Genomic DNA, 20,207 nt, shown 5'->3' on the forward strand with positions numbered 1-20,207 from the left:
CCTAGTTCAGCTCCATTTCTTGATCATCAATAATCGGCATGGGTTTTCCAGTCAGTTCCAGGTAAATACTTTCCCCAGCACCGGCTTGTTGCACATCTAGGACCCCATCGCGATACATGGTTAAGACCGCCAGAAAGCTAGCAATTACGGTTTGCACGTTACTGTCTTTGCCAATGAAATCCTCGAAGGTGCACGGCCCAGCCAGTAACCTTCGATGTAGTTGCCGCACCTGGGTGGCTACTGCGACTAGGGGCTGGTGAACGTGGTCGATAGAGACGGTTTCGGGTTCGCGATCCCTCAGGTCTAGATAGGCTTCTAGCAGGCGTTCTTTAGGGAGCCTAAGTCGCAGTGGCGCCAGTCCCCTAGTGAGCTCCTCAGGAGGCATTACTTCCCGAGGTAGCACGGTTCGGTATTCTTCGTAGCGCTCAGCTAGGTATTGGGACAGTTGCTTGTAAGCGCGGTAGCGTAGCAGCCGAGCAAACAGCAGGTCAGCGGCTTCTAGGCTAGCGAGCGTTTCCGGGTCTTCAACTACCTCGTTAGGTAGAAGCCGGGCGGCTTTGAGGTCAAGTAGTGAGGCTGCCACCACCAGGAATTCCGAGGCGAGGTTATAGTCCGAGATCTTTTTTAGGTAGGTTAAGAACTCGTCAGTGACCTGTGAAAGCGCCAGCTGGGTTACGTCCAGCTGTCTTCTGGCGATAAGTGAGAGCAGTAGGTCAAAAGGTCCAGTGAAGTTTTCCAGATGGACCTCAAAGCCTGTTTCTTCGGCTGGTTCAGATGCCTTTACTGCGCTCACGCCACGCAGCCGCGGTGAATCATTTCCCGGGCTAGCTGACGATAGGCCTCGGCACCCGCATGGTTCGGGGCATAGGTGGTAATCGGTTCAGTAGCAACTGACGCGTCAGGGAATTTAACCGTCCGGCGGATCTTAGTTTCGAAGACCGTATCCCCGAAGGCTTCTTCTAGTCGTTCTAGTACTTCCCGGGTGTGCAGGGTACGGGTATCCACCATGGTCGGTAGGATGCCGTCGATCTTCAACTTGGGGTTGAGGCGGTCCTTCACCTTATCGATAGTTTCGACTAGTAGGGCCACACCACGCAGGGCGAAGAATTCAGCTTCTAGTGGGATGACGACACCGTGGGCCGCGGTCAAAGCGTTTACGGTCAGCAATCCTAGGGAGGGCTGGCAGTCGATGATAATGAGGTCGTACTCCCCCATCACCGGTTCTAAGACACGCAGTAGGGCCTGTTCGCGGGCCACCTCGTTAACTAGTTGTACTTCTGCGGCTGACAGGTCAATATTGGCCGGCAGCACGTCTAGTCCTTCGACTGACGTGTGGGCAATGACTTCGCGGACATCTAGGCGAGGCTGCATGAGCAGGTTATAGATGGTGGTGTCCATTTCGTGGGCATTGACGCCTAGGCCGACAGAGGCTGCTCCCTGGGGGTCAAAGTCGACGATTAAAACGCGTCGTCCGTACTCTGCCAGTGCCGCCGAAAGGTTAATGGTGGAGGTGGTTTTACCGACTCCGCCCTTTTGGTTACACATGGCAATGACCCGGGCGGGCCCGTGGCTTTCCAATTCTGGAGGTTCGGGGAACTGAGAGTCCTGGCCGATTGGAATTAGGCTTCCCTGCTTCACGTTTTATTTACCTTTGTCCTAGGGGCTGCTTGTGCTTATTGTAGCGCGCAGCACAGTTAGTGTCATTTAGTTTGGACGCGAAATTCGTACTCGAAGATCGGCTGCCTCAGGCTGCCAAGTGCTTAGATCCGCTTCAGTCTGCTCACCAGAGCGAATGTCCTTGACCTGGTCAGCCTCTCCCTCTTCGGTGGCGGGGAACCAGACGTAAGGAATGCCTTGGCGGTCAGCAAAACGAATCTGCTTGCCAAACTTCGCTGCCTTCGGGGCGACATCCGTGGGGATACCGCGTTCACGAAGGGCATCTGCGATTCGGTTAGATTCGCTGCGAGTGGCTTCATCATTAACGGCCACTAGTACGGCTGTCGGAGTGGGGCGCGAGGCGGTAAGTAGGTCTTCCCCGAGCATACGAGCTAGCAGTCGGGAAACCCCAATAGATAGGCCCACGCCCGGATAGGTCTTATTACCGACCGTGATCAGGTTATCGTAGCGGCCACCAGAGCAGATTGATCCTAGGTCTTCATGACCAGCGATGAAGGATTCGTAGACTGAGCCGGTGTAGTAGTCCAGACCGCGAGCGATCTTCAAGTCGGCGATAACCACGCCGGGAGCACGTTTTTCGGCTTCCTCAAGTAGAGCGAGTAGCTCGTTCTTGCCTTCTTCGAATAGGTCGTTTTCGACGCCAAACTCAGCTAGGGCTGCTGATACTGTCTGGGCGTCACCACTGATCTGGGCCATCTTCAAGATCGTGGCGGCACCGGACTCCGAGATCCCGTTCTTGATTAGTTCTTCAGAGACTTGGTCGGCCCCGATCTTGTCCAGCTTGTCAAGGATCCGGAGGGCTTCTTCCACATCTTCGACCCCGTTTGCCTGGCAGATGCCTTGGACTAGTTTGCGGTTATTAACGTGGATCTTGAAGGCCGGGATCCCCAGTGCGCTGAGTGCGCGTGCCATCACTAGCGGGAGTTCAACTTCGTGGTGGAAGGCTAGTTCGCCCTGTCCGACCACGTCAATATCCGCCTGGATGAATTCACGGTAGCGTCCGTCCTGAGGACGTTCGCCACGCCAGACTTTTTGAATCTGGTAGCGCTTGAAGGGGAAGGCGAGCTTTCCAGCGTTCTCACTGATGTAGCGGGCAAAGGGCACGGTCAGGTCAAAGTGCAATCCAAGTCGCTTGGGATCCAAACTGGCTTCTTCGGCGGCCTCGCCCTGAAGACGTGAAAGCAGATAAATCTCTTTGCTAGTTTCTCCCTTACGTAGTAGCTGAGAGAGCGGCTCTACCGCGCGGGTTTCGATCGGCGAAAAACCGTTTAGTTCAAAAACTTCGCGCAACTGGTCTAGGACTAGCTGTTCTACGAGGCGCTCCTGCGGGAGCCATTCGGGGAATCCGGAAATGGAGGCAATTGGACGAGGCATGTGTCTTAACCGATCTTTCGTGCTTGGCGGAGGTAAGAGTTTGTTTCTATTTCACGTTCTAAGGTAGTCAAAGGTCCGTGACCTGGCAGTAGTACGCTGCGGGGATCGATCACATTAGCGAAGGTTCGTAGTGAGTGTCGCATTTCTTTGACATCACCGCCGGGTAGATCCTGGCGCCCTACGGAACCGGCAAAGATCAAATCACCAGTAAAGACTAGCTGATCCTCGCTCTTGAGGGGGCGCGCGAATGTCGGGTCTCCCTGGGCAAACTCAAGATTTTCCGAGGGCGCTCCGGCTAGGAGCAAGATGATCGACCCCTCGGAGTGACCTGGCGTGGGCAAACCACGGAAACTAATTCCGGGAGCTGGTGTAGTCGCACTCGTAAAGGTTTCAGGCTCATAAATTCGGACTTCTTTAGGTGGATTCCAAGGTAGGTAGGGGGCAATCGCACTCTGCATGGGAAGTACTGACCCTGCGGTGGTTTTAATTGGATCCTCTAGTCGGTAGGCGTCCGGTTCAGAGATATAGAGAGGAATTTCTAGGTTGCCGGCATCCCAAATATGGTCAGCGTGCCCGTGAGTAGCTAGTGACGCTACTAGCTCAACACCGTTGGCTTGGGCAGTTGCTTTAATCTTTTCCGCAGTTCCGGCACCGGGATCAATAACCACGCCTTTTCCCTCATGGGAAATAAGGTAGGCATTGGCAGCAAAAAGCGGTGCTGTAATTCTCTCAATTCGCATATCGTCTATTTTACCTGTTGTGTGATTAGTTCGTGAAATTCACCGATAGTGGCAAATAAGCCGCATTTTTCGGCTTCCTGTGGCCTTTTGGAGCCCCAAAAGATAAGCTGTTACAAGGAACACAGCAAAGGTGCTTTTGGGTAACCAGCTGTTTTCTAGCCAGTGAACGGTTGTGGCATTGCCTTAACCCCGTCTTGATAAAGGATTATCGTGTCTGAGAATCAAATTCCAACCCCGACCCCTGAAGCTGCAGAGCCCGCAAAAACGGCTGAAACTGAAGCCTCTGTAACCCCGACCCCAGTTGCTTTAACAGCTGCTGAGCAATCTAACAGTCAGTTCGGTCGCATCGACGCTGATGGCACTGTTTGGGTTCGTGATGGGGAATCAGAGCGTCAAATTGGCCAGTATGCCGATGGCGTGCCAGAGGACGGGCTAGAGCTTTACATCCGTCGCTTCCTTGACCTCGAAGCCCAGGTTAAGTTGTTCTCAGATCGTCTTCCGAACCTCTCCCCCAAGGATATTGATTCGACTCTGTCCTCATTGAAGCAGCAGTTGGAAGAACCGGCTGCAGTGGGCGATCTTCCCGCACTTCGTCAGCGTCTAGAAAATATTGCTAGCCAGGCAGAGCAGCGCAAAGAGGAAGCTCGCGCTGCTCGCGCTGCCGCTCGCGAACAGGCCCTTGCAGAGCGTACCAAGATTGTAGAGGCCGCTGAGGCCTTGGCAAACCAGGATCCTGAACGTACTCAGTGGAAGAATTCCGGTCAGCAACTACGCGACTTGCTTGACCAGTGGAAGCAGGCTCAGAAGCGGGGCCCGAAGCTTGAACGTGCTGCTGAGGATGCCCTCTGGAAGCGTTTCTCTGCTTCCCGTACCCTCTTCGATCGTCAGCGTCGTCAGTTCTTCTCAGCCCTTGATGCCCGCCAGGCAGAAGTCAAGGCCACCAAAGAAAAGCTGATCGCTGAAGCTGAGGCACTGTCCACCTCCACTGATTGGGGTGCTACCTCAGCTGCGTACCGTGGCCTGATGGATCAGTGGAAAGCTGCTGGTCGTTCTTCTCGTAAGGACGATGATGCACTTTGGGAGCGTTTCCGTGACGCCCAGCAGAAGTTCTTTGATGCCCGTAAGGCTGCTAATAGCGCCATGGACGAAGAGTTCACTGAGAACCTCAAGCAGAAGGAAGCTCTGCTAGAAAAGGCTGAAGCGATTCTTCCCGTAACTGATATCGAAGCTGCTAAAGCTGCACTTCGACCGCTACAGGATCAGTGGGATGCGATTGGTCGCGTACCCCGTAACGATGTTAAGCGTATTGAAGGTCGTATGCGTGCAGTTGAAGAAGCCATTCGTAACGCTGAAGAAGAGGTTTGGCGCAAGTCCAACCCAGAGACCAAGGCTCGTGCAGAGGGCATGCTTGGTCAGCTAGAAGCTTTGATCGAACAGATTGATGCTGATATCGAAAAGGCGAAGGCTGATGGTGATCAGAAGTCGCTGGCGGAGCTTGAGTCCGCACGTTCAGCTCGCGTAGCTTGGTTGGAGCAGATCAAGAATAACGTTGACTGAACCCTTTAAGTCATAGTTTGGGGCTGACTTCCAAGTTGGAAGTCAGCCCCAAACTTTTGTGTAGACGAGGTGTAAGAAGCGCCTCGACGCAAACGTTAATCTGAGTGAGAATAATGCTGCGCGAGAGCTACTCGGCGTAAAGGTTACTCGTCGCCCTCGTCCTTCTTCGACTTTTTCTTCTTCTTGCCTTGGGCGCTGGTAACGCGCTTGACGTCATAGACCCCATCGACCTTCTTCAGGGCATTAAGGATCGCATTGAGGTGTGCAGCCTCAGCCATTTCAAGGGTGAAACGAGTACGGCTGACTCGGTCAGCGGTAACTTCGAAAGCGCCGGAACGGATATCAGCTTGGTAACCGGAAATTACCTGAGAAAGATCCATTAACAATGAGGCACGGTCTAGTGCTTCCACTTCGATCTTGACCTCGAAGGTGGCCCTCGGGTCCTTGATCCAGTGAACTTCGATTAGACGCTCTGGCTCATTTTGAAGAGCAGCCACGTTAACGCAGCTTTCTTGGTGTACTGATACACCTGAGCCACGAGTTACGAAACCGATGATCTTATCGCCCGGAACTGGAGTACAGCATTTAGCCAACTTGACCAGAGCATCGTCACCTTCTAGGCCGGCAACCTCGATACCGGTACGAGACTGTGCCCGTCGCGGACGTGAGGAGGTTTTGGTGGGGGTAACTGCTTCAGAAAGGGTTTCCTCTACCCCATCTGCGCCACCGTGTAGTTCCAGTAGTCGGTTGATGACGTTGGAGGCAGAAACCTGGTGCTCACCAATAGCGGCGTAGAGACCCGAGACCTCTACATAGCCCATATCGGTAGCTACTGCTAGTAGGCTTTCGTGGTTGAGTAGACGCCTTAATGGTAGGTTCTGCTTGCGCATGACCTGAGCGAGCTCACTCTTACCAGTTTCGATTGCCTCTTCACGGCGTTCCCTAGAGAACCACTGCTTGATCTTGTTTCGGGCTCGCTGGGATTTCGCGATCTTCATCCAGTCTTGACTGGGGCCGGCCTTTTCGGCATGTGAAGTTAGGATTTCAACCTTGTCACCGTTTTCGAGCGTCCAGTCTAGCGGTACTAGACGGCCGTTGACCTTGGCGCCGACGGTCTTGTGCCCGACCTCGGTATGTACCGCGTAGGCGAAGTCAATCGGGGTGGCATCCTGCGGCAGAGCAATAATCGAACCCTTAGGGGTGAAGACGTAGACCTGATTGCCGGACATTTCATAGCGCAGCGAGTCTAGAAATTCTTCAGGGTCTTGAGTTTCGGACTGCCAGTCGACTAGCTGACGTAGCCAACCCATCTGTTCGTCGTCCTGCTGGTTTTTATCCGGCCGAGGCCCAGTCGCATTTGGGTCCGCCTTGTACTTCCAGTGGGCAGCAACGCCGTATTCGGCACGTCGGTGCATCTCAAAGGTGCGAATTTGGACCTCTAGGGGTTTCCCGCCGGGGCCCACCACTGTGGTGTGCAAAGACTGATACATATTGAATTTGGGCATTGCAATATAGTCTTTGAAGCGTCCAGCTAGGGGGTGCCACTTTGAGTGCAGGGCGCCTAGGACCGCGTAGCAGTCACGGACGCTCTCCACCAGCACTCGGACGGCGACGAGGTCGTAGATTTCGTCGAACTCGCGGCCACGGACAATCATCTTTTGGTAGATCGAGTAGTGGTGTTTGGGTCGTCCGGAGACGGTGCCTTTAATGCCAGCTTGGCGTAGTTCTTCCTCAATCTGCAGGATGATCTCTTGTAGGTATTGACGACGGGCGGGAGCCCGTTCAGCAATCAGGTTATCGATCTCTTCGTAGCGGCCTGGATAGAGGGTCTTAAAGGCGAGTTCTTCCAACTCGTACTTCACGGTATTCATACCTAGCCGGTGTGCTAGTGGCGCGTAGATTTCTAGTGTCTCTTTCGCCTTATTTTGGGCCGAGGCGGCAGGCACGTACTTCCAGGTACGGGCGTTGTGGAGGCGGTCCCCTAGTTTGATAACTAGGACGCGGATATCTTGGCTCATCGCCAAGATCATTTTTCGGACGGTTTCCGCCGCGGCTGCTTCGCCGTACTTAACCTTGTCTAGTTTGGTAACACCATCTACCAGCAGGGCAATCTGCGGGCCGAATTCGGCTTCTAGTTCTTCCAAGGTGTAATCGGTGTCCTCAACGGTATCGTGCATCAGTGCAGCGGCAAGCGTCGTGGTGGTCATGCCCAGTTCCGCCAAGATGGTCGCTACGGCCACGGGGTGCGTAATGTAGGGCTCTCCAGATTTGCGTTTTTGTTCTTTGTGGAGTTCCGCTGCGCGCGCGTAGGCACGCTCTACCAGCTCGATGTCTGCCTTGGGGTGGTGCGCTTTTAGCGCTCGCACTAGGGGTTCGATTTCTGGCGCTGTGGTTCGTTTACGGGAACCGAATCGAAGCAAAGAAGAACGAACGCGTGATCCCGGAACCACGCTCCCCTGGTCGCGACTTTGAGCTGGTGTATCGTTCATTCCTCTATTGTATGAGACTTCGGGCCTATTCCGCCAAATTATTGACGAAATAGGCCCGAGATTACAGCTTTAGCAGCTCAGCGGCTCAGAATGAGAGCAGTGCGGCTACCTCACGGCCGGGAAGCTTGTCCCGTCCCTTGAGGGCAAGAAGTTCCATGAGGACACAGATGCCTTCTACTTCTGCGCCCGAAGCTTCTACCAGCTCGATGGCCGCAGCAGCGGTTCCACCGGTGGCTAGCACGTCATCGATAATCAAAACGCGGTCGCCTTCTTTTACCGAGTCAGGACGAATCTCCATACGGGCGGAGCCGTATTCGAGTTCGTAGTCTACACCTAGCACGGGGCCGGGTAGTTTCCCGGCTTTACGGATGGTTAGCATCCCGACGCCCAGGGCGATTGCTAGCGGAGCTGCGAGGATAAATCCGCGAGATTCTAGACCGGCGATCGCGTCAACCTTACCGCGGTACTTTTCCGCTAGACCATCAATGAGTTTGGCGAAAGCGGGACCGTTAGCAAGTAGCGGAGTGATATCGCGGAACAGGACACCAGGTTCTGGGAAATCTGGGATCTCTCGGAGGTTATTCTGAATGAGTTCCGCTAGTTCGCGGTCGAGCTCTGGGGTTGTGCTCATCGTTTACTGCGCTTCTTTCGTTTCGGTTGGGCGCTTTGGCCAAGGTGGCCGCCGGCTTGTAGTGGAGCTACCTTCACTCGTGGGCCATTGATGTCTTTAACCCCGGTCTCGTGAAGTTCACCGTCGGTTGCTCGGCGAGCAGCAACGGCTTCATTATGAGTTTTACCAGCCTCAGTACGGTCGTGCAACCAGCTAAGGAAAGGTGAGGCAATGAAGAGGGATGAGAACGCACCAGCGATCATACCTACGAATAGGGCCAGGGAGATATCACGAAGAGTACCGGCACCAAGCAGTACGCTACCAATAATCAAAATGGAAGCAACAGGTAGTAGTGCCACTACCGAGGTGTTAATCGAACGAACGAAGGTCTGGTTGACGGACAAGTTCACCAACTCACCGTAGGTGTAGCGGTACTGCCCCTCATAGCCCTTGGTTAGTTCACGAACCTTATCGAAGACGACCACGGTATCGTAAAGTGAATACGCCAAGATCGTGAGGAAGCCGATTACGGTTGCCGGAGAGACTTCCGCCTGGGTGATTGCGAAGAAGCCGATCAAGACGAACATGTCGTTCAAAAGTGCGAAAAGCGCCGAGGCTGCCATTCGCCAGTTGCGGAAGTAAACCGTCATCAGCAGGGAGACGAAGACTAGGAAGATAACCAGCGAGGTCGCGGCTTTCTTAGTCACACCAGCACCCCAGGAGGGACCCACGAAGGTGGAGGTGACCTTGTCAGTACCGACCCCGTAGGCCTTGGCTAGGTCTTCGGCTACCTTGCTGGTTTCGGTGGAGCTTAGTGATTGAGTCTGGACTCGGATACCGTCCAAACCAACGTTTGACACGCGAGCGCCGTCTTCCACCTTGGCTTTTTTAAGTGCGTCGTAGGCGACTTGCTGATCAGTGGTCTGTACCTGGCTGATGGTGAATTCAGAACCACCGCGGAACTCGATACTGGGGTTCAGTCGTAGGACGCCCAGTGCTAGCGAGGCCAGCAGGATACAGGCTAGAGAGATCGACAAGAAGAGCTTGCGCCGACCAATGACGTTAAATGAGCGTTCACCTGAGTGCAGTTCACGCCCTAGGGTTGCTAGGCTAGCCATCAGTTGGCCTCCTCTTCATTAGCGGATTCAGCTTCATTCTTGCGTTCAGCTCGACGGTCAGCGATGCTGCGACGTTCGTGAGGTGCACGAACGCGACCGCGGCCGGCGTAGATGGTGGGAGTTGCACCTAGGGTTTCAGCGTCAAAGCCTGACCACTTACGACCTTCACCGAAGAACGGGACTTTCAGCAGCATAACTAGGATCGGGTGGGTAAACATGAAGATTACGGCCAAGTCGATCAGAGTTGTGAGGCCTAGGGTGAAGGCGAAGCCCTGCACGCCACCAACTGCCAGTACGTAAAGGATTACGGCGGCTAGGATGTTAACGGCGTCAGAGATAAGAATGGTCTTCTTGGCGTGTTCCCAACCGGTCTCGACTGCGTTAACTAGGTTTGCGCCGTCACGGACTTCGTCACGGATGCGTTCGAAGTAAACGATGAAGGAGTCCGCGGTGATACCGATCGAAATGATCAAGCCGGTGACACCGGGTAGGGATAGGCGGTAGCCCATCTGCCAACCCAGTAGTACTACTGCTAGGTAGGTTGAGATAGCAGCCATGAGTAGTGATCCCAGTGCCACTAGGGCTAGCCCGTGGTAACTCCAAGCTAGGTAGACGATCACTAGTAGTAGACCGATCAGACCGGCCCAGAGGCCCTTCTGTAGGTGGTCAGAACCTAGTGTTGCCGAAATCTGCTGTTCTGATTCGACTTTGAAGGTTAGCGGCAAAGAACCAAACTTCAACTGGTTTGCCAGCGCGGTGGCAGACTTTGAGTTGAAGTTACCGGTGATCTGTGCGCTACCGCCAGAAATCACGGCGTTCATGCTCGGAGCCGAGATGACCACCCCATCTAGCATGATCGCAAAACGACTGCGGACGGGATCGGTGGCCTTTAGGTTGAATAGGCGCTGTGAGACTTGAGTGAACTGATCGGTGCCCTTGGAGTTGAATTCGAGAACGACTTCCCACTGACCGGTAGTAGCACCGTTGGGGCCACTGTGTTCTAGGCCAGCGGTGGCGTTCTTGATTTCGGAACCCTGGATGTCTACCGGAGAAAGAATGTACTTAGAGTGTCCTTCTGAACCACAAGCAGCGATTGCTTTGTCATCGGGTTCGATCCGGTTGTCGTTAAGTTTGGTGGGATCAGAGCAATCTAGCAGGTAGAAATCGTAGAGAGTCTTTTCCGTAATCCAGGCAGGATCGGAGTTGTCCTTGGGAGCCGAGGCCGGAGTGTCTGAGATCTTGCCGTCGTGGTTTTCATCGGCCAGTCGGGTGGCGATCTCTTCCGGGGATAGCTTGGAGAGTTCTTCAGCCTGTTTTAGGGCTGCCAGTCGCTGCGCGGTTTCTTCCGGCTTTTGGGGGCCTTCGGGGGTTACCGCTAGCTGCTTAGCTTGTTCTTCGAAGGCCTTGGGGCTAACAGCGGCCACCTGGTGCGAATCGCGAAGAACTGAGCGGAATACCATGACCGCGGATTTACGAACTAGGTTGAGGGTCTCTTCTGAGGGCTTGCCAGGCAGCGAAACCACAATGTTTTGACCACCCTGAGAGGTAATCTCGGCTTCAGACACACCTGAAGCGTCAACACGCTGTCGGATAATGTCGATAGCCTGGTTTAGGTCCTCGTTAGTAACTTCGGTGCGACCGTCCTTAGCAACTTTTCCTTCAGTTGCGGTCGGGGTCAGTACCAGCTGGGTACCACCTTCAAGGTCTAGTGCTAGCTTAGGCTTCCATGAAGCTTTCCCTAGATAGCTGCCAACGCCTAGGGTAATCGCAGCGATCACCAGAATCGTAAGGAATACGATCAGCGGTCGCCGGGCTTTTTTAATCCGGGTATCTGCCACGGTTCTTCTTCCGTTGTTAGGGCATCTAAAGATGCGAGTTTCTCCGCGAAGATTCTACATCACCACGGTGCCGATTGTGTTTTACGGCGTCGTGGACCACAGTCCACCACGATTGAGGCGGCACTGACTGAAAAGAATCAGGAATTCTGGGGGTCTTCGTCGTTAACTACTTCGTCAACAATTTCGAGCTCTTCTTCAGGCTCTTCAAGGGTGCCTTCCAAGACTGAAAGGGGTAGCTCTTCGGCGCGAACGATAAAGCGCTTGTTCCAGTAGGTTTCGTCTCCCATGGGGGTCGCTAGCGTCACAACATCACCATCAAGATCAACGATTTTACCGTAGAAACCACTGGTGGTGATTACCCAGTTACCTAGCTGAAGTGCCTTTTCACGTTCGGCTTCCATGGCAGCACGCTGACGCTTGGCCCCTTTGGAGGACAGTACCAGCATCGCCACGAAGAATACGCCGATCGTAATCAGCATTAAGGTATTCGGATCCATTTTTCTCCCTTTATTGAAAAGTCTTAGGTTCGAGTTTCGATTTAGTCTAGATCAGGGTATCACCGCTGGGAGCAGTTAACCCTAGATGTTCCCATGCTTTTTGAGTTGCTTGACGTCCACGTGGAGTCCTGATGATAAAGCCTTCACGGACCAGGTAGGGCTCAGCTACGGTCTCTACCGTTTCTGGTTCCTCCCCGATCGACATAGAGAGGGTGGTAACGCCTACCGGCCCTCCCCCGAATCGCTTACACAAGCCTTCGATTACCATCCGGTCAAGGCGATCTAGGCCCAGCGGATCAACCTCGAATAGTTCTAGGGCATGCTGGGCGGATTCGAGCCCGACTTCGCCGTCACCGTGTACCTGTGCATAATCGCAGACGCGTCGGAGCAGGCGGTTGGCAATACGGGGTGTACCACGGGAGCGGCAGGCTAGTTCCTTCGCTGCGGGGGCCGAAATCTTGGTTTCAAGCAAGCCTGCTGAACGAGTAATGATTCGTTCTAGTTCTTCGTCCTCGTAATACTCTAGGTGCCCGGTGTAACCGAAACGGTCACGTAATGGGGCTGGTAGTAAACCAGCGCGGGTGGTGGCACCGACGACGGTGAAGGGTGGCAGGGTAAGTGGGATCGAGGTAGCTCCGGGGCCTTTACCAACGACCACGTCTACGCGGAAATCTTCCATCGCTAGGTAGAGCATTTCCTCAGCCGGACGCGCTAGGCGGTGGATTTCGTCAATGAATAGAACATCCCCTTCTTGGAGGGAAGATAGGATTGACGCTAAATCGCCAGCGTGCTGGATCGCTGGGCCGGAGGTCAGACGTAGATTAACGCCCATTTCGGCGGCAACGATCATTGCGAGGGTGGTTTTACCAAGTCCGGGAGGACCTGAAAGTAGGATGTGGTCGGCACTGTTGCCACGCATCCGGGCGGCATCGAGTACTAGGCCTAGCTGTTTGCGTAGCTTCTTTTGTCCGACGAATTCCTCAAGTAGCTTGGGACGTAGAGCTGATTCTGCTGCGCGTTCGGCTTCGTTTGCGCTGGGGGTGACGATTGATTCCAAATCAGCCTCCTAGAACCTGTAGGGCCAGTCGCAGGATAAGCTCAGGCGTGGCATCTGGGTGAGATTGCAGTACTTTGTCGACTGCCGACTGCGCCTGGTGCTTTTGCCATCCCAACTGGGTAAGAGCTAACACTACCTGTTCGGCATTCGGGTTGTTCACTGAGTCTAGAGTACTGACCGTGCTGGCTGCGGCGGGAGCGATTCCAGCTAGCTTGTCCTTGAGCTCAATGATGATCCTTTGGGCGCCTTTCTTTCCAATGCCGGGGACCTTTATCAGGGCCTTTTCATTGTTTTCTTGCGCGATTTGGGAAAGCTGTGCGGCATCGTAAACTGAGAGAATCGCGATGCCCAGTTTGGGTCCGATGCCATTGATGGTGATCAGTGATTCGAAGGCTAGCTGCTCTGCTTCGCTGGTGAATCCGAAGAGCGTTAGGGAATCTTCACGAACGATCAGTGTGGTCTGCAGAGTTGCGACCTCGCCTTCGAAGAGTCCAGAGAGAGTGGTCGCTGGCGCATAGACGAGGTACCCGATGCCGTTTACTTCGATAATGACTCGGTCAAGGTGAACTTTTCGAACTAGGCCGGTAAGGGAAGCAATCAAGATTATTTTCCTTTCGGTGCGACGGCACCAGTTCTACGCAGCTTCGCTTGTGCTGCCGCCCATTGGGCCTGTGCGGGGGTTAGTTGTTTGCGGGATGAGACTTTACCGGATAGGGACACAGTAAAGTCTTCGTCAGCGGTTGCACCTAGGATGCCGGAGCCGCGCCAGGCCTGACAGATTGCGATTGCGAGGGCGTCGGCGGCATCGGCTGGTTTTGGCGGAGCGGATAGTTTTAAGATTCGCTGCACCATGGCCTGCACCTGCGCTTTGCCCGCTTTACCGTTACCGGTGACAGCAGCTTTTACTTCCGAGGGGGTATGTACCGCTAGTGGTAGTCCAGCTTCTCCTAGAGTGGCCATCGCGGTTCCCATCACCATCATGGTGGTGGTTACCGACTGGAGGTTATCTTGTACGAATACTCGTTCAATAGCCGCCATGTCCGGTTTTTGTTCGGCGATCACTTCGTTTAGACCCCGCATAATATCGCGAAGTCGAAAATGCGTGGCTTGTGAAGTGTCTGAGCGAATTACGCCGACAAAGACTAACCGGGCTTGCCGGGCAGCATCAACATCAATTACGCCAACGCCGCACCGAGTCAAGCCCGGGTCAATCCCAAGAATTCGCATTTATTTCAGTCGTTTTCCAACTCAGCTAGGACTTCGTCACTGACTGACAGGTTGGTGTAAACGTTCTGAACGTCGTCAGAATCTTCGAGTGCGTCGATCAGCTTACCGACCTTGCGCATTCCATCTGCGTCTAGTTCTACGGTGGTGGCGGGTAGCCACTGAACTTCGGCGGAGTCGTAGTCGATTCCGGCGGCCTGAAGTGCCTTACGAACCTCAACCACGTCGGTGGCGGCCGAGATGATTTCGAACATTTCGCCCTGGTCGTTAACTTCGTCAGCACCAGCTTCTAGCACTGCCTCAAAGAGGGTGTCTTCGTCTACGCCTTCGGTCTTTGCTACCTGGACTACCCCGAAGCGGCTGAATAGGTAGGCAACGGAACCCGGGTCGGCTAGGTTGCCACCGTTACGGGAGAAGGCAACGCGCACTTCGGAGGCTGCACGGTTGCGGTTATCGGTTAGACATTCAACGAAGAATGCTACACCGTTGGGTCCGTAGCCTTCGTAGGTAATGTTCTGCCAGTCGGCGCCGCCAGCTTCAGCGCCAGAGCCACGCTTGACTGCGCGATCGATGTTGTCGGCGGGAACCGAGTTCTTCTTTGCCTTCTGGATGGCATCGTATAGGGTCGGGTTACCAGCCGGGTCTCCCCCACCAGTACGTGCAGCAACTTCGATGTTCTTAATCAAACGTGCGAAGAGCTTTCCGCGCTTGGCGTCAATGGCGGCCTTCTTGTGTTTGGTGGTCGCCCACTTAGAGTGTCCCGACATGTTTCCTCCTGAAATTTATTTTTACGCTATCGGTCAGTTTAACCGATTACTTGCTTATTAAGGGTAGATTTCGCGTTCGGTCGTAAATCCCGAGTGCTAGTTCCTCACACCATCCGTCATAGATAGTAGCTGGAATAGATTCTCTGGCACGATTTCACCGCCGGCGGCATCCCAGGCTCGGAGTTCTTCTCGACTCCACCAACGCGGCTGATAGTTGGTAGCCGCTTCTTGTGCGGTCCAGTGCTGAGTCGTAATCTCTGGTAGGAACCCTAGATTGATTCGGAAGTAGCGTTCATGCTGCCAGAACTGGTATCCGTTGAAATCGAACCAGATACGAGCGGAAGTAATCTCACTACTGACTGCCTCACGAGGAACCTTGATACCGGTTTCTTCCCATAGCTCGCGAATAACTTCACCGGCCAGATCGTTGGGGTTTTCAATCCCGCCACCAACCAGATAGAGCCAAGTCCGCTCGCGGGCTAGCTGGTCGAATCCGTGCATCATGAGAACTTCTCCGTTGGGCCCACATACTAGTGTGCGAACGCATTCGCGGTCCCCGGGTTGTGCTGGAACCGGACCGGATGCCGGGAGCAGGCGTGCGGCCGGGCGGTAAGGCATGAACGTAACCGGGGCGCTGGGGCGCGGTAGTTCGTTTTGAGCCAGTCGGGCCAAAGTGAACTCCGGGACAGCCTGCTCGGGACGGAAGACGTTCTGAATCTCTTGGGGAGCGACTTTTGCCGGTGCTGGTCCGCCAAGTGCCATGGTTCCTTGTGCCTGGGGCTGGAACACAGGCTGTCCAGTTTGAGGCATTAGCGCATCCGTCAAGAAAAGCTGTCGTTCGTTACTAATAATGCGGTAGCGGTGCACTTCCCAGCTGCCAATCTTCGTGGCAGCTACCTGGGAGCGACGAACTTTTAGCTGGGATAACGCTAGTGCTGAGAGGTCTCGCTGCAATGCACGCATCTTACGGCGGTAGCCTGAGCCCATGGTTGCAGCCCATTTGAGGGTGTCCCGTCGGCTTCGGGTGGTGCTCATGAAGTTACGTTCTTCAGGCAGGATGTAACCGCGCTCTAGAAGAATATCCAGACCCTTTTGAATGCTCTTGGTCTGACGCAGGTTAACGAAGGCTAAAAGTCCAGCCCAGAGTAGGTAAAGCGGAAAAACAGAAATGACCAGATTAGCTAGTGCCCCACCATAGCTTTCACCATGAAGATTCGAGGCAATATTATTAAAGAGAGAGTGCGCCAACATGGCGGAAATAAGCCCAATGGCACTAACTAGAGTTGCTAGTCCCTTGGTTCGCGCCCTTGTTACACCCCAGGCAATACCTAGACCAGTCAACGAGGTGAACATGGAGTGCGAAAATGGGGTAAGTAAGCCGCGTCCGATAAAACTAGCTGTTAAGTTATCGGCCCTCGAAAAATAGAGTACGTCCTCGACAACGGCGAAGCCTAGCCCGATCATGGCTCCATAGATCATCCCGTCATGGGGCGAAGATAGATTACGACGGGCAAAAACTACAATGAGAATGAGGCCAACGGCCTTAATAAATTCCTCGTTGATTGGGGCGCCAATAACCGCTGAATAGTAAGAGATTTCAGGCCCTGAGTAGCCCTGCCGATAGAGTGAATAGCTATAGCCATCATTTAAGATCAAAGCAACCCAAATAGCAATGCCAGCGCCCCATAGGAATGCTGCCGTTAGCATTAGCCATGGTTCGGGCTCCAACCGATCCAAATATAGAATCGTACTACCAACAATAAGTGCAGGAATAGAAGCTAACAGGATGGGGGCGACCCCATGATTAACTATTCCCTGAAAGCTAGAGAGGGTGGCAATAAAAGCGATCACTGCTAGACCACCGCCTAAGACAACTAGTGTTGCCACTGCCTGCTCGGCAATCGGTTTGTATTCAGCTACTGGTTTTTGCGGGATGCTGCGTGGATAGGTATGAGTCATGTACATTGACTCGTCCATATTTACAGCGGGCGTTGCATATGTACTCATACGGTCTCCCATACGTTTACTAGGATTTGGCGTTGGTTTTCAAGAAGTTGAGGGATCGCTTTAGTTTGGGCGATTATGGGGAAGAAGTTAGCGTCTCCTGCCCAGCGAGGCACAATATGTTGGTGTAGGTGGGCCGCGACTCCCGCCCCAGCCACACTCCCCTGGTTCATTCCTAGATTGTGCCCCTGACAGCCGGTAGCTTTGGCCAGAACCTTCATCGCATGCGCGGTGATTTCGCCGAATTCGTGTCGTTCGGATTCAGTTAAATCGGTATAGAGGGGAATATGACGCTTCGGAAGTACCAAAATATGTCCCGAGTTATAGGGAAATAGGTTCATTACTACGAAGCAGGCGTCGCCGCGAAAAACGATCAGCCCCTCTTCATCACTCAGCTTTTGCGCATCACAGAAGGGGCAACCGTCGGAAGAGGAGTCTTGCGGTTTGTGATCTCCTTCGATGTATGCCATGCGGTGCGGGGTCCACAGACGCTGGAAAGCATCTGGGACCCCTGGAAGCTCGTTAGCTTCAATCATGCATCTACGCCTTCAGGTAGGCAATCGTCGTTGCGTCGGCTTTCGATGGCAGCCACGATGCGGTCCACAGCTTCCGCTACCGGAACCTGGTTTTCTTGGTAACCACCGCGGTAGCGGAAGGAAACTGCGCCGGCGTCAACATCATCCCCACCGGCGATCAGGGTGAAGGGAATCTTGTCCTTGGTGGCATTACGGATCTTCTTACCAAAACGATCGTCGCTTAGATCGACTTCGGCTCGAACACCACGGGCGCGCAGCTGGTTGCAGACATCCTTGCAGTAGTCATCGAATGCTTCTGCAACCGGCACTAGGCGAACCTGTTCCGGTGCTAGCCATGCTGGGAAAGCGCCGGCGTAGTGTTCGACTAGGATTCCGAAGAAGCGTTCAATCGAACCGAACTTGGCGGCGTGAATCATGACCGGACGCTGATGGGTGCCGTCTGGTGCGGTGTATTCAAGGCCGAAGCGTTCGGGCTGGTTAAAGTCGTACTGAATCGTCGACATCTGCCAGGTACGTCCCAAAGCATCCTTGGCTTGAATGGAAATCTTGGGGCCATAGAAAGCTGCGCCACCCGGATCCGGTACCCATTCGAGTCCGGATTCTTCAGCACACTGACGAAGAATATTGGTGGCATTCTCCCACTGTTCATCAGTACCGATAAACTTGTCTTTCTTCTTTCCATCCTCATCGCGAGTCGAAAGTTCGAGGTAGTAATCATGCAAGCCAAAATCGCTCAGGAGTTTGGTAATAAATCCTAGCAAGTGCTTGATTTCAGCCGGAGCTTGCTCAGGCATTACATAGCAGTGCGAATCGTCCTGCGTAATCATGCGGACGCGAGTTAGGCCCTGAAGTACGCCTGATTTTTCGTTACGGTACACGGTGCCGAACTCAAACAGTCGCAGGGGAAGCTCACGGTAAGAGCGTCCTCGGGAGCGGAAGATGAGATTGTGCATGGGGCAGTTCATGGCCTTCAGGTAGTACTGCTGGCCATCGTCGTCCATGGGTGGGAACATGCCGTCTGCGTAGTACGGCAGGTGCCCTGAAGTATGGAATAGGTCTTCCTTTGAAATATGCGGCGTGGCCACGTATTGGAAGCCATTTTCGATGTGGGCCTGACGGACGTAATCTTCCATTACTCGGCGAATAATTCCGCCCTTGGGGTGGAAAACGGGCAGACCAGCACCGAGTTCCTCAGGGAAGCTAAAGAGGTCTAGCTCGGCACCTAGCTTACGGTGGTCACGCTTTGCCGCTTCAGCAAGGCGCTCTTGATAAGCGACCAGTTCTTCCTTAGTCGGCCAAGCGGTACCGTAAATACGCTGCAACTGGTCATTCGCTTGGTCACCCTTCCAGTAGGCTGAAGAGAACTTGGTCAGGGCAAAACCGTTACCAATTAGCTTCGTGGAAGGTAGGTGCGGGCCACGACAAAGATCGGTCCAGATGCAGTTGCCATCGCGGTCCACGTTGTCGTACATGGTTAGGCCGCCGGCGCCAACTTCAACGCTAGCCCCTTCTGCCCCGTTGCCTTTCGTGGTGACCAATTCCAGCTTATAAGGCTGGTTAGCTAGTTCAACGCGCGCGTCTTCCTCGGAAATATCGCGGCGCACAAAACGCTGATTGGACTTAATAATCCGCTTCATGCGCTTTTCAATTTCTTTAAGCAGTTCGGGGGTGACGGCCTCGATATTGCCAAAGTCATAGTAGAAACCGTCCGTAATGAACGGGCCAATACCAAGGTTGACATCCGGGAAAATATCCTGCACTGCCTGTGCCATTACGTGGGTGCAGGAGTGACGCAAAATGTTAAGGCCGTCTTCGGAGCTGATTAGAACCGGCTCAACGGTAGTACCCGCGTTAACGGTTCGAGAGAGATCTAAGAGTTCTCCCGCAACCCGCATTGCAACCACTTCTCGGTTGTCACCGAAAAGATCAAAACCGGTTGCTTCACTCTGGGCAACTACAGCTGCTAGTTCGTTTGAGTCCGCCATGACGGTCCTTCCATTTTTGGGCATGAATAATCGCTTCACATTTTAACCGTTTAAACACAAAAATGCCCCGCGTCTACGTAAGTATCCACAGGGCAAAATATTAAAGAATTCACATATTGGAGGTGGGTACGGGATTCGAACCCGTGTATACGGCTTTGCAGGCCGCTGCCTCGCCTCTCGGCCAACCCACCGGAAGAACCAGCAGGAGACTTCCTGGCGATTCCAGAGCGGATGACGGGACTCGAACCCGCGACCCTCACCTTGGCAAGGTGATGCTCTACCAACTGAGCCACATCCGCAATATTCAATTTGTACCCTCTTGGGCACTTCCAAAGCCGAAGCTTCAGAAAACATCAGTTAAACCGATGTAGTGGGCGATACTGGGATCGAACCAGTGACCTCTTCCGTGTCAGGGAAGCGCGCTCCCGCTGCGCCAATCGCCCGAGCGGATGACGGGACTCGAACCCGCGACCCTCACCTTGGCAAGGTGATGCTCTACCAACTGAGCCACATCCGCAATATTCAATTTGTGCGCTAGAGAAACGAAAAATCATTTCTTTCGGCAACAGCAGACTACTATAGCACATACCTGCCGAAATGTTGCTAGCGCAGTGGGCGATACTGGGATCGAACCAGTGACCTCTTCCGTGTGAAGGAAGCGCGCTACCCCTGCGCCAATCGCCCTAGCAGGTAGATAGTGTAGACGTAAAACCAATAAATCTGCAACTTTTAAA

Annotated in this window: 17 protein-coding genes and 5 tRNA genes; 1 reads left to right on the forward strand and 21 read right to left on the reverse strand. The window is 53.8% G+C overall.

Going from position 1 to position 20,207, the window contains the following annotated elements; genetic code table 11:
* Window position 1 precedes the first annotated feature (1 nt).
* The 4 genes from BSR28_RS04285 to BSR28_RS04300 form a co-directional block, all read right to left on the reverse strand.
* Window positions 2-793 (reverse strand): segregation and condensation protein A, encoded by a 792-nt coding sequence (locus BSR28_RS04285; protein ID WP_073709125.1) that lies wholly within the window; start codon window positions 791-793, stop codon window positions 2-4.
* Window positions 790-1,638, reverse strand: coding sequence for a ParA family protein (locus BSR28_RS04290; RefSeq protein ID WP_073713442.1), 849 nt, complete (start codon window positions 1,636-1,638; stop codon window positions 790-792). The genes BSR28_RS04285 and BSR28_RS04290 overlap by 4 nt, the downstream gene beginning before the upstream one ends.
* A gap of 66 nt (window positions 1,639-1,704) precedes the next feature.
* Window positions 1,705-3,051: a histidine--tRNA ligase gene (gene hisS, locus BSR28_RS04295; RefSeq protein WP_073713443.1), complete on the reverse strand. Its 1,347-nt coding sequence runs from the start codon at window positions 3,049-3,051 to the stop codon at window positions 1,705-1,707.
* A gap of 5 nt (window positions 3,052-3,056) precedes the next feature.
* Complete coding sequence (locus tag BSR28_RS04300) at window positions 3,057-3,791, reverse strand: MBL fold metallo-hydrolase (protein ID WP_073709128.1); 735 nt, start codon at window positions 3,789-3,791, stop codon at window positions 3,057-3,059.
* Between the two features lie 210 nt (window positions 3,792-4,001).
* Between BSR28_RS04300 and BSR28_RS04305 the strand changes: the two genes are divergently transcribed.
* Window positions 4,002-5,348 (forward strand): DUF349 domain-containing protein, encoded by a 1,347-nt coding sequence (locus BSR28_RS04305; RefSeq protein WP_073713444.1) that lies wholly within the window; start codon window positions 4,002-4,004, stop codon window positions 5,346-5,348.
* Window positions 5,349-5,491: 143 nt separating this feature from the next.
* Here the strand turns inward: BSR28_RS04305 and BSR28_RS04310 are convergent, their stop codons facing one another.
* From BSR28_RS04310 to BSR28_RS04390, 17 genes are all read right to left on the reverse strand, one after another.
* Entirely contained in the window at window positions 5,492-7,837 is a 2,346-nt protein-coding gene (locus tag BSR28_RS04310) for a RelA/SpoT family protein (protein WP_073713445.1), read from the reverse strand.
* A gap of 85 nt (window positions 7,838-7,922) precedes the next feature.
* Window positions 7,923-8,468 carry an adenine phosphoribosyltransferase gene (locus BSR28_RS04315; RefSeq protein WP_073709131.1) on the reverse strand — a complete coding sequence of 182 codons (546 nt, stop codon included), beginning with the start codon at window positions 8,466-8,468 and terminating at the stop codon, window positions 7,923-7,925.
* The gene (secF, locus tag BSR28_RS04320) at window positions 8,465-9,565 is read right to left on the reverse strand and encodes a protein translocase subunit SecF (RefSeq protein ID WP_073713446.1); all 1,101 of its coding nucleotides are present in this window, start codon (window positions 9,563-9,565) and stop codon (window positions 8,465-8,467) included. The genes BSR28_RS04315 and secF overlap by 4 nt, the downstream gene beginning before the upstream one ends.
* Window positions 9,565-11,403 (reverse strand): protein translocase subunit SecD, encoded by a 1,839-nt coding sequence (gene secD, locus BSR28_RS04325; RefSeq protein WP_073713447.1) that lies wholly within the window; start codon window positions 11,401-11,403, stop codon window positions 9,565-9,567. The genes secF and secD overlap by 1 nt, the downstream gene beginning before the upstream one ends.
* 137 nt (window positions 11,404-11,540) lie before the next feature.
* Window positions 11,541-11,900, reverse strand: coding sequence for a preprotein translocase subunit YajC (locus BSR28_RS04330; RefSeq protein WP_083563027.1), 360 nt, complete (start codon window positions 11,898-11,900; stop codon window positions 11,541-11,543).
* A 46-nt stretch (window positions 11,901-11,946) separates the two neighbouring features.
* On the reverse strand, window positions 11,947-12,957 hold the full coding sequence (gene ruvB, locus BSR28_RS04335; RefSeq protein ID WP_073709134.1) for a Holliday junction branch migration DNA helicase RuvB: 1,011 nt from the start codon (window positions 12,955-12,957) through the stop codon (window positions 11,947-11,949).
* Window position 12,958: 1 nt separating this feature from the next.
* Complete coding sequence (gene ruvA, locus BSR28_RS04340) at window positions 12,959-13,558, reverse strand: Holliday junction branch migration protein RuvA (RefSeq protein WP_073709135.1); 600 nt, start codon at window positions 13,556-13,558, stop codon at window positions 12,959-12,961.
* Between the two features lie 2 nt (window positions 13,559-13,560).
* Window positions 13,561-14,184 carry a crossover junction endodeoxyribonuclease RuvC gene (gene ruvC, locus BSR28_RS04345; RefSeq protein WP_073709136.1) on the reverse strand — a complete coding sequence of 208 codons (624 nt, stop codon included), beginning with the start codon at window positions 14,182-14,184 and terminating at the stop codon, window positions 13,561-13,563.
* 5 nt (window positions 14,185-14,189) lie between these two features.
* Window positions 14,190-14,948 carry a YebC/PmpR family DNA-binding transcriptional regulator gene (locus BSR28_RS04350; RefSeq protein WP_073709137.1) on the reverse strand — a complete coding sequence of 253 codons (759 nt, stop codon included), beginning with the start codon at window positions 14,946-14,948 and terminating at the stop codon, window positions 14,190-14,192.
* A gap of 96 nt (window positions 14,949-15,044) precedes the next feature.
* Window positions 15,045-16,955, reverse strand: coding sequence for a PrsW family glutamic-type intramembrane protease (locus tag BSR28_RS04355; RefSeq protein ID WP_158020322.1), 1,911 nt, complete (start codon window positions 16,953-16,955; stop codon window positions 15,045-15,047).
* A complete protein-coding gene (locus tag BSR28_RS04360; RefSeq protein ID WP_073713448.1) occupies window positions 16,952-17,488 on the reverse strand; it encodes an HIT family protein in 537 nt (178 codons plus the stop codon). Before BSR28_RS04360 ends, BSR28_RS04355 begins: the two co-directional genes overlap by 4 nt.
* On the reverse strand, window positions 17,485-19,473 hold the full coding sequence (thrS, locus tag BSR28_RS04365; RefSeq protein ID WP_089024669.1) for a threonine--tRNA ligase: 1,989 nt from the start codon (window positions 19,471-19,473) through the stop codon (window positions 17,485-17,487). Before thrS ends, BSR28_RS04360 begins: the two co-directional genes overlap by 4 nt.
* Before the next feature lie 117 nt (window positions 19,474-19,590).
* Window positions 19,591-19,664: transfer RNA gene (locus BSR28_RS04370), tRNA-Cys, on the reverse strand.
* 35 nt (window positions 19,665-19,699) lie between these two features.
* Window positions 19,700-19,772, reverse strand: a tRNA-Gly gene (locus BSR28_RS04375).
* Window positions 19,773-19,844: 72 nt separating this feature from the next.
* Window positions 19,845-19,916 (reverse strand) — tRNA-Val (locus BSR28_RS04380).
* 1 nt (window position 19,917) lies between these two features.
* Window positions 19,918-19,990: transfer RNA gene (locus BSR28_RS04385), tRNA-Gly, on the reverse strand.
* 95 nt (window positions 19,991-20,085) lie between these two features.
* Window positions 20,086-20,157, reverse strand: a tRNA-Val gene (locus tag BSR28_RS04390).
* Between the last annotated feature and the right edge of the window lie 50 nt (window positions 20,158-20,207).

The sequence above is a fragment of the Boudabousia liubingyangii genome (assembly GCF_001907245.1).
In the GTDB taxonomy this organism is placed as follows: Bacteria; Actinomycetota; Actinomycetes; order Actinomycetales; family Actinomycetaceae; genus Boudabousia; species Boudabousia liubingyangii.